Source organism: Bacillus litorisediminis (genome assembly GCF_022808645.1).
Classification (GTDB): domain Bacteria; phylum Bacillota; class Bacilli; order Bacillales; family JC228; genus Bacillus_BF; species Bacillus_BF litorisediminis.
In genome coordinates, this window is sequence record NZ_JAKZKT010000078.1 from 1 (window position 1) to 9,499 (window position 9,499).

Below are 9,499 nucleotides of genomic sequence, written 5' to 3' on the forward strand. Positions count from 1 at the left end.
AAAGGGATATTGGAGAATATCAGCTAGTGAAACGCTTCAGAAAGCAATTAAAAACAAAACGCTCAAAAAATGGGGGTTAAAAGATTTAAACCACTTATATGAGCGTCGATACTTAAGCTATTGAACCGCCGTATACCGAACGGTACGTACGGTGGTGTGAGAGGTCGGCGCGGTGACGCGCCTCCTACTCGATTTTGTGAAGGTTATATAAATACGCTTTCAATTCACAAATAATTATGTGAATTTTTTCGAATGCTCTAATTTATTGAGAACGAATCGACTTCGTGTTATGTTTAAAATATTATTAGTCCATACTACATAAGTGTTTAGTTGGTCATCCATTGCTTTAACATTTAATAAAAAAATCATGATTTTAACAGGAAGGTAATGACCTTTTAATATAAAAAATGGGGTGAAGAACAATCATGAAACGTATCGGTGTTTTGACAAGCGGAGGAGATGCTCCAGGTATGAATGCTGCTATTCGGGCAGTTGTTCGTAAGGCTATTTACCATGAGTTAGAGGTCTATGGTATTTACCAGGGATACGCTGGACTGATTAATGGGAATATCAAAAAACTGGAACTAGGTTCTGTAGGTGATATTATTCAGCGCGGCGGAACAATGCTGTACTCAGCACGTTGTGAAGAATTTAAAACGAAAGAAGGTCAAGCTAAAGGGATTGAGCAGCTAAAAAAACATGGGATAGAAGGACTTGTTGTTATTGGCGGAGACGGTTCTTATCGTGGCGCAAAAGCTTTAACTGAGCAAGGATTCCCTTGTGTGGGCGTTCCGGGTACGATCGATAATGACATTCCGGGAACTGAATATACGATAGGTTTTGACACTGCTATTAATACAGTCATTAATGCAATTGACCGGATTCGCGATACAGCAACTTCCCATGAACGTACCTTTATTGTGGAAGTAATGGGGAGAGATGCGGGGGATATAGCCCTATGGACTGGCCTAGCCGGCGGTGCCGAAACAATCTTAATTCCCGAAGAAAAGTACGACATGAAAGAGATTATTGAGAGACTGGAAAGAGGTCAGGAAAGAGGAAAGAAACACAGTATTATTATCGTTGCTGAAGGTGTGTGCAGCGCTGTGGAGTTTGCGAGTGCATTAAAAAAGTTAGCTAATTTGGAAACACGAGTTTCCGTATTGGGTCACATCCAAAGAGGCGGCTCTCCTTCAGCGTTTGACCGTGTTTTAGCAAGCAGGCTTGGTTCAAGAGCTGTCGAACTTTTAATGGAGGGAAAAGGCGGCAGAGCTGTTGGAATCGAGCAGAATCAATTAGTCGATTATGATATTATCGAGATTCTTTCCAGACCTCATAAAGTAAATATGGACATGTACAAATTGTCACGGGAGCTTTCAATATAGTGTCCCGTGATTTAGGAGGAAGTAATATGCGAAAAACGAAAATTGTATGTACGATTGGACCGGCTAGTGAAAGTGTTGAAAAGCTTACACAATTGATAAAAGCTGGCATGAATGTGGCCAGATTAAATTTTTCCCATGGCGATCACGAAGAACATGGGCAAAGAATTCAAAATATCCGTGAAGCCGCGAAGATCACGGGAAAGAAAGTTGCAATTCTTTTAGATACAAAAGGACCAGAAATCCGTACACATAATATGAAAGACGGTGCCATCGAATTAATAACGGGGCAACAAACGATTGTTTCTATGACAGAAGTAGAAGGGACACCAGAGAAAATTTCTGTAACCTATGCAGGACTTATTGACGATGTCCATGTCGGTTCGAAAATACTGTTGGATGACGGGTTAATTGGTCTTGAAGTAACTGAAATTGACCGGGCTAGAGGAGAAATACATACAAGGGTCTTAAACAATGGCACATTGAAGAATAAAAAAGGTGTGAACGTTCCTGGTGTATCGGTTAATCTTCCTGGTATAACAGAAAAAGATGCAAACGATATAATTTTTGGAATTGAGCAAGGAATTGACTTTATTGCTGCTTCTTTCGTTCGCAGAGCATCTGACGTGATTGAGATCAGACGATTATTAGAAGAGAAAAACGCAAGTCATATCCATATTATTCCAAAGATAGAAAACCAAGAGGGCGTTGATAATCTCGATGAAATTCTCGAAGTTTCAGATGGTCTTATGGTAGCCAGAGGAGATCTTGGCGTAGAAATCCCGGCTGAAGAAGTGCCTCTTGTACAAAAAGAATTAATCCGAAAGTGTAATGCCCAAGGAAAGCCGGTTATTACCGCAACGCAAATGCTAGACTCGATGCAAAGAAACCCAAGACCAACGAGAGCTGAGGCGAGCGATGTAGCCAATGCTATCTTTGACGGAACTGACGCGATTATGCTGTCCGGGGAAACAGCTGCCGGTCAATATCCGGTTGAAGCCGTTATGACGATGCATAATATTGCTTCACGAACAGAAGAAGCTTTAGCGCATAGAGAGATTTTACAAAACCGCAGTAAGGATACAGGGCATAACATTACGGATGCGATTGGCCAATCTGTTGCCCATACTGCATTAAATTTGGACGTAAATGCGATTATCACGCCGACAGAGAGCGGTCATACAGCCCGGATGATCTCCAAGTACCGACCAAAATCACCGATTGTTGCTGTATCCAGTTCTGAGCAAGTCGTGCGGCAATTATCTTTAGTTTGGGGAGTTTATCCAGAGCTTGGACAAAGAGCAAAAACAACAGATGAAATGTTATCTATCTCAGTTCAGGAAAGCTTAAACAGCGGGATTGTGAAGCATGGAGACTTGGTTGTCATTACAGCTGGAGTTCCGGTAGGAGAAGCAGGAACGACCAACCTTATGAAAATCCATGTAGTGGGTGACATCATTGGAAAAGGACAAGGGCTCGGAAGAAAAACGGCCTTTGGTAAAGCGGTAGTGGCGAAAAACAGCCAAGAAGCATTAGCTAAAGTTACAGAGGGTTCGATTTTAGTTACATTTAATACAGATAAAGATATGGTTCCAGCGATGGAAAAATGTGCAGCTGTCGTAACCGAAGAAGGCGGTTTGACGAGTCACGCGGCAGTTGTATGTTTAAATATTGGTATTCCAGTTATCGTGGGTGTTGAGAATGCAACATCTCTATTAAAGGATGGACAAGATATCACTGTGGATGGAACAAGAGGCGTTATATATAATGGTCATGCCAGTGTACTGTAAAAGAGGAGAAAACTCCTCTTTTTTTGCTTTATAATGAGGATAAGCCTCATATACTAGAATAAATTATGTTGTAAAGGCAGTTGATGGAAATTGCGCTTTTTAGTACCGTTTCTTATTATTGTACCTGCTTTAGAAATTGCATTGTTCATTCTTTCTGGACAGCTTGTAGGGCTTTGGTGGACGCTGTTTTTGATATTATTTACAGGTGTCGCAGGTGCTCTTATTGCTAAAAATCAAGGTTTAAAAACCCTTGAAAGGTTAAAGCTGGAACTTCGCTCGGGTCAAATCCCGCAAGGTCCGATTATGGATAGTTTCTGTATATTGGTCGGAGGTGTTCTGATTTTAACCCCGGGATTTATTACAGATTCACTCGGACTTTCATTGCTTTTGCCAGTAACACGAGTATTTTGGAAGAGGAAAGCGAAGCAATGGTTTCGAAAATGGATCGAAGATAACCGTATTATTATTATGAGATAGTTAATTTGGCAAATAATTTACAAAATCAAATGGAAACGGGGTTATTTCTCATTTGGGAAAGCCCCGTTTTATCTTTTTATAGATTCATCCTTTCCTTTGATATATTCCCATAATTCCCCAAAAACGCCAGTTCTTTGGAAGGTATTAAAGATTACCAGGAAAATTGGGCCAAGGATTAAGCCTAAAAACCCAATTAATTGGAAACCTACAAATAGGGCGATCAGTGTAGCAAGAGGGTCAAGACCAATACTTGAGGAAAGAATTTTTGGTTCCATCAGCTGTCTTTGCACAACCACAATCACATATAAAACAATCAAACCTACACCAAGGTTTGGATTCCCGCCAACTAACTCAAAAATTATCCACGGAACAAAGATTAGACCGGTTCCGAGGTATGGCAAGATGTCTGCCAGTCCAATAATTAAAGCAATCGTGATTGCATAATCGACCCGCAATATTAAAAGCCCTATCAGGACAATAACGGTTGTAATGGAAATGAGAGTGGCTTGCGCCCGAATAAATCCGCCTAATGCTTTTTGCAAGTCTAAAAATACATTTTTGCCGCTTTCTTTCGCTTTTTTTGGCAACATCCCAGAAAATAATGCAGTCAGTTTGTTCCAGTCTTTACTAATAAAAAAGGTAGACAGTAAGGAAAATACAAGAACCGTAGCAGCATTAGGAAACCAGGTAAGAATTGAGGGAATAGATTCTAATACATTGGTAACAAATGTGCTGACAGAATCAGCAATTTTAGACCCGACATTTTCAATGTTCGTGAGAATTGTTTGCTGCTGGCTAGCATCCAGACTATTAAAATAATCGGTTAATTGATTATACAAGGGTATGATTTGTGATGCTATTAAATATTCGATGTAATCAATCGTAATTTCAAGGTGACGAGGAACTACATCGGCAAGGTATGTTGTTCCTGAAATAATCTCCGTGATCAGAAGGGTAAGGAGTCCGATAAACATGCTAAAAAAAAGCAGTAAAGTTAGAATGACCGAAAAGGTTCTTGGAAATCTTGCTTTATGGTGCAAAAAATTTACAAATGGATTCATACAAAATGCAATGATTAATCCAATTATAAAAGGATATGTATACTGTGAAATATAAAAGAAAAGGATTGTCCCAAAAATAATGGCTCCTATTACGAAAAAAAAACGGATTGTCCGGTACAGATGGATGGGATTCAAACGAATTTCCCCCTTTATAAGGTAATGCACATCTTACCTATATGTGACATAGACCAATATAGAAAAAGGTAAAAAGATTATTTAAAAAAGCGGAGATGAGACCAGTGGTGCAATCGCTTATTTTTTTATCCCTATTGTTGATTTTAGGCCTTATATCCAAAAACTCTTCTCTCATAATTGCAGTACTTGTACTATATGTATTTGCGATCTTTGCAAGTGATTCCAAACTTTTATCAATCATTCAATCGAAAGGAATTAACTGGGGCGTAACGATTATAACGATAGCGGTTTTGGCTCCCATTGCATCCGGTCAGATTGGTTTTAAGGACTTGTACCAAATTACACAATCAGCCAGCGCTTGGATTGCGTTATTATCTGGACTTTTAGTTGCGCTTATAGCCAAAAGCGGTTTAACCTTACTAGCTGCTGAACCTGAAATAACGACAGCGCTCGTTATGGGGACAATCATAGCTGTTGCATTTCTAAAGGGAGTGGCTGTTGGTCCGCTGATAGGTGCAGGCATAGCTTATTTGATTTTAGCTCTTTATCAGTGGATTAAGGGAATAGGCGGAGTCTAAACGTTTCTGACGGGTTGTTTTTTTAATAAAATAATTTTGTTTCGGATTTTTAGGCCATAATCATTTCCAAATTAAATAAAAATGTTTATAATAATTTTTGTAAGCGTATCCCATATAAGATTGTTTATTTTTTCACACTTACCAAATTTCTGTTGGAATTTGGACAAGGGAAAAATGAGTTGAAATTTTTTCCATTAAAGCGACCTTTCTAAAAGAAATAAACATGGGAAGGTTTTTATTCTGTTTTTACCAGTACGTTTTTAAAGAGATGTAGAATTACAGAATTCTGCCGAATTTATTTTTTTAATTTTTAAAAAGGAGATGTTCATATGACTGTTGCAAAGGGTCTTGAAGGTGTAGTAGCCACTTCATCAGCGATCAGTTCGATCATTGATGATACACTTACATATGTCGGCTATAATATTGACGACCTCGCTGAAAATGCCAGCTTCGAGGAAATAATTTATTTACTATGGCATGGAAAGCTTCCAACTCAAAGTCAATTAGACGAATTAAAGAAAGAGCTATCTGAAAACGCTTCTCTTCCGAAAGAAGTCTTAGATCACTTTAAAATGTATCCAATTAATGATGTCCACCCAATGGGTGCTCTAAGAACTGCTGTTTCATTACTTGGACTATATGACGAAGAAGCAGACGTCATGACTGAAGAAGCTAATTATCGTAAAGCAATTCGTCTTCAGGCTAAAATGCCAACCATTGTAGCTGCCTTTTCAAGAGTGCGTAAAGGATTAGAACCAGTTGAACCAAGAAGCGACTTAAGCTTTGCTGCTAATTTCTTATACATGCTAAATGGCGCGGAGCCAGAAGCTGTAGCAGTAGAAGCGATTGATAAAGCGTTAATCCTTCACGCCGACCACGAATTGAATGCGTCAACATTTACTGCTCGTGTATGTGTAGCTACATTATCTGACATTTATTCTGGTGTAACAGCTGCAATCGGAGCCTTAAAAGGACCTTTACACGGCGGAGCTAATGAACAGGTTATGAAAATGTTAACGGAAATTGGCTCTGTTGACCGTGTTGAAAGCTATATCCATGAAAAGCTTGCAAATAAAGAAAAAATCATGGGCTTCGGACACCGTGTTTACAGAAAAGGAGACCCTCGTGCTAAGCACTTGCGCGAAATGTCCCGCCGCTTAACTGAATTAACAGGTGAACCACACTGGTATGAAATGTCTACCAAAATTGAAGAAATCGTTACGTCTGAAAAAGCACTTCCGCCTAACGTTGATTTCTACTCAGCTTCTGTATATCACAGTTTAGGAATTGATCATGACCTGTTTACGCCAATTTTTGCAGTAAGCCGTGTATCAGGATGGATCGCTCATATTCTTGAACAATATGCCAACAATCGATTAATCCGTCCTCGTGCTGAATATACAGGACCAGGAATGCAAAAATACGTTCCAATTAATGAAAGAGCCTAATAACAATTTAATTAAAATTACAATAAGTCTTTAAAATAGTTTGTGCATCATTGAACGTACAGTTAAATGAACGTATAATCTAAAGAGACCGTCCAAGAAGATAATGCTCCTCTCTCCTTCTACAAGGACGAATGGACGTCTTTTGGGGACTGTCTCTTTGATTTTGATAATGGAGGGAAATAAAGATGACTCAAGGTGAAAAAATCTCGGTTCAAAATGGTGTTTTAAACGTTCCGAACAACCCGATTGTTCCATTTATCGAAGGTGATGGAACAGGTCCTGATATTTGGGCAGCCGCTTCTCGCGTTATCGATGCTGCTGTTGAAAAAGCCTATAACGGCGAAAGAAAAATTGTTTGGAAAGAAGTACTTGCAGGTGAAAAAGCGTTTAACCAAACTGGAGAATGGCTGCCAGATGAAACTCTGGATGTAATCAGAGAGTATTTAATTGCGATTAAAGGGCCATTAACTACACCGATTGGCGGCGGTATCCGTTCATTAAACGTTGCCCTGCGTCAGGAGTTAGACCTATTTGTATGCTTGCGTCCAGTCCGCTGGTTTGAAGGTGTGCCTTCACCAGTAAAACGTCCTCAAGATACAGATATGGTCATTTTCCGTGAAAATACGGAAGATATTTATGCTGGTATTGAATACGCAAAAGGTTCAGATGAAGTTAAAAAAGTAATCGATTTTCTTCAAAACGAAATGGGAGTAAAGAAAATCCGCTTCCCTGAAACATCTGGTATCGGAATCAAACCTGTTTCCGAAGAAGGTACAACTCGTCTTGTCCGTGCTGCGATTAACTATGCGATTAAAGAAGGCCGCAAATCTGTAACTCTTGTACATAAGGGTAACATCATGAAGTTTACAGAAGGTGCATTCAAGAATTGGGGCTATGAAGTAGCCGAAAAAGAATTTGGCGACAAAGTATTTACTTGGAACCAATATGATCAAATTAAAGAAGCTGAAGGTACAGAAGCTGCAAATAAAGCACAGGCAGCGGCTGAAGCAGAGGGCAAAATTATCATAAAAGATGCGATCGCAGATATTTTCTTGCAGCAAATCTTAACTCGTCCAAAGGAATTTGATGTAGTAGCTACGATGAATCTAAACGGTGACTACATTTCAGACGCATTAGCTGCACAAGTAGGCGGAATTGGAATCGCACCTGGTGCCAATATTAACTATGAAACTGGTCATGCGATCTTTGAAGCTACTCACGGTACAGCTCCTAAATATGCGGGTCTAGATAAAGTAAACCCATCCTCCGTTATTTTATCCGGTGTATTAATGCTCGAGCACCTTGGCTGGAACGAAGCAGCTAATTTGATTACTCAGTCAATCGAAAAGACCATTGCTTCTAAAGTTGTAACTTACGACTTCGCTCGTTTAATGGACGGAGCAACAGAAGTAAAATGTTCTGAATTTGGTAATGCATTAATTGAAAATATGGGTAAATAATGGCTAACCGTCCGAGACTTATCGGACGGTTTCCGTTAGAGTAAAACAACTAGGAGGAATAAAACCATGTCAATTAAACGTAAAAAAATATCGGTTATTGGTGCAGGTTTTACTGGTGCAACCACAGCTTTTATTTTGGCGCAAAAAGAATTGGGCGATATAGTATTAGTTGATATACCACAAGCGGAAAATCCTACAAAAGGAAAAGCTTTAGATATGTTAGAAGCTGGCCCGGTGCAGGGGTTTGACGCAAATATTACAGGTACTTCTAACTATGAAGACACAAAAGATTCTGATGTTGTAGTAATTACTGCCGGAATTGCGAGAAAGCCTGGAATGAGCCGTGATGACTTAGTTCAGACAAACCAAAAGGTTATGAAAGCTGTTACACAAGAGGTTGTTAAGTATTCTCCAAATTGTTTCATCGTTGTTTTAACAAACCCAGTTGATGCAATGACCTATACTGTATTCAAAGAATCTGGTTTCCCTAAACACCGTGTAATCGGGCAATCTGGTGTTCTTGATACAGCAAGATTCCGTACATTTGTTGCACAAGAGCTAAACCTATCCGTTAAAGATATAACTGGATTCGTACTTGGAGGACATGGCGATGACATGGTTCCGCTTGTCCGTTATTCATATGCTGGCGGGATTCCATTAGAAAAGTTAATTCCGCAAGAGCGCCTAGAAGCAATTGTAGAGCGCACACGTAAGGGCGGCGGAGAAATCGTAAATCTATTGGGGAATGGCAGTGCATACTATGCTCCAGCTGCTTCATTAGTAGAAATGGTAGAGGCGATTGTAAAAGACCAAAGAAGAGTTCTTCCAGCCATTGCATACCTTGAAGGCGAGTACGGTTATAGTGGGATTTATCTAGGCGTTCCAACTGTTTTGGGAGGAAATGGCTTAGAAAAAATTATAGAGCTTGATTTAACGGAAGAAGAAAAAGCAGCACTTGATAAATCTGTTGAATCCGTTAAAAATGTAATGAGTGTTTTAGTTTAATCCAATGAGGGGGCTAATTGTTTAGCTCCCTTTTTTTGGTGCGCCCGGCATGGGCTATAACTTGGTGGTGAAAGTCCACTACAGGCTTGGCAGTAGGAACTGTTAGCTAAAGGCAAGGGTGTCCATCGTGAGGTGGAATCTGAAGGAAGCCGGAGGCAAAATC

General features: G+C 39.7%; 8 protein-coding genes. 7 read left to right on the plus strand and 1 reads right to left on the minus strand.

All coding sequences use genetic code 11. The features are described 5' to 3' along the window. Window positions 1-425: 425 nt before the first annotated feature. The 3 genes from pfkA (at window position 426) to MLE14_RS21230 (ending at window position 3,649) form a co-directional block, all read left to right on the plus strand. Window positions 426-1,385, plus strand: coding sequence for a 6-phosphofructokinase (gene pfkA / locus MLE14_RS21220; protein WP_243300406.1), 960 nt, complete (start codon window positions 426-428; stop codon window positions 1,383-1,385). Between the two features lie 26 nt (window positions 1,386-1,411). Next, window positions 1,412-3,172, plus strand: coding sequence for a pyruvate kinase (pyk, locus tag MLE14_RS21225; protein ID WP_243300407.1), 1,761 nt, complete (start codon window positions 1,412-1,414; stop codon window positions 3,170-3,172). A 90-nt stretch (window positions 3,173-3,262) separates the two neighbouring features. Continuing rightward, on the plus strand, window positions 3,263-3,649 hold the full coding sequence (locus MLE14_RS21230) for an FxsA family protein (RefSeq protein WP_243300408.1): 387 nt from the start codon (window positions 3,263-3,265) through the stop codon (window positions 3,647-3,649). Between the two features lie 68 nt (window positions 3,650-3,717). Here MLE14_RS21230 and ytvI read toward each other — a convergent pair whose 3' ends face one another. Beyond that, window positions 3,718-4,845 carry a sporulation integral membrane protein YtvI gene (gene ytvI, locus MLE14_RS21235; protein ID WP_243300409.1) on the minus strand — a complete coding sequence of 376 codons (1,128 nt, stop codon included), beginning with the start codon at window positions 4,843-4,845 and terminating at the stop codon, window positions 3,718-3,720. Window positions 4,846-4,949: 104 nt separating this feature from the next. Between ytvI and MLE14_RS21240 the strand changes: the two genes are divergently transcribed. The 4 genes from MLE14_RS21240 (at window position 4,950) to mdh (ending at window position 9,336) form a co-directional block, all read left to right on the plus strand. Next, window positions 4,950-5,423, plus strand: coding sequence for a DUF441 domain-containing protein (locus MLE14_RS21240; protein ID WP_243300410.1), 474 nt, complete (start codon window positions 4,950-4,952; stop codon window positions 5,421-5,423). A gap of 329 nt (window positions 5,424-5,752) precedes the next feature. Continuing rightward, on the plus strand, window positions 5,753-6,871 hold the full coding sequence (gene citZ / locus MLE14_RS21245) for a citrate synthase (protein ID WP_243300411.1): 1,119 nt from the start codon (window positions 5,753-5,755) through the stop codon (window positions 6,869-6,871). 185 nt (window positions 6,872-7,056) lie between these two features. Continuing rightward, on the plus strand, window positions 7,057-8,331 hold the full coding sequence (gene icd, locus MLE14_RS21250; protein WP_243300412.1) for an NADP-dependent isocitrate dehydrogenase: 1,275 nt from the start codon (window positions 7,057-7,059) through the stop codon (window positions 8,329-8,331). Window positions 8,332-8,397: 66 nt separating this feature from the next. Further along, a complete protein-coding gene (mdh, locus tag MLE14_RS21255) occupies window positions 8,398-9,336 on the plus strand; it encodes a malate dehydrogenase (RefSeq protein ID WP_243300413.1) in 939 nt (312 codons plus the stop codon). The last annotated feature ends 163 nt before the right edge of the window (window positions 9,337-9,499 follow it).

Excerpts from the sequence above, each read along its gene's own strand:
- pfkA (WP_243300406.1), top strand. The coding sequence starts at position 426 with ATGAAACGTATCGGTGTTTTGACAAGCGGAGGAGATGCTCCAGGTATG.
- pyk (WP_243300407.1), top strand. The coding sequence starts at position 1,412 with ATGCGAAAAACGAAAATTGTATGTACGATTGGACCGGCTAGTGAAAGT.
- citZ (WP_243300411.1), top strand. The coding sequence starts at position 5,753 with ATGACTGTTGCAAAGGGTCTTGAAGGTGTAGTAGCCACTTCATCAGCG.
- icd (WP_243300412.1), top strand. The coding sequence starts at position 7,057 with ATGACTCAAGGTGAAAAAATCTCGGTTCAAAATGGTGTTTTAAACGTT.
- mdh (WP_243300413.1), top strand. The coding sequence starts at position 8,398 with ATGTCAATTAAACGTAAAAAAATATCGGTTATTGGTGCAGGTTTTACT.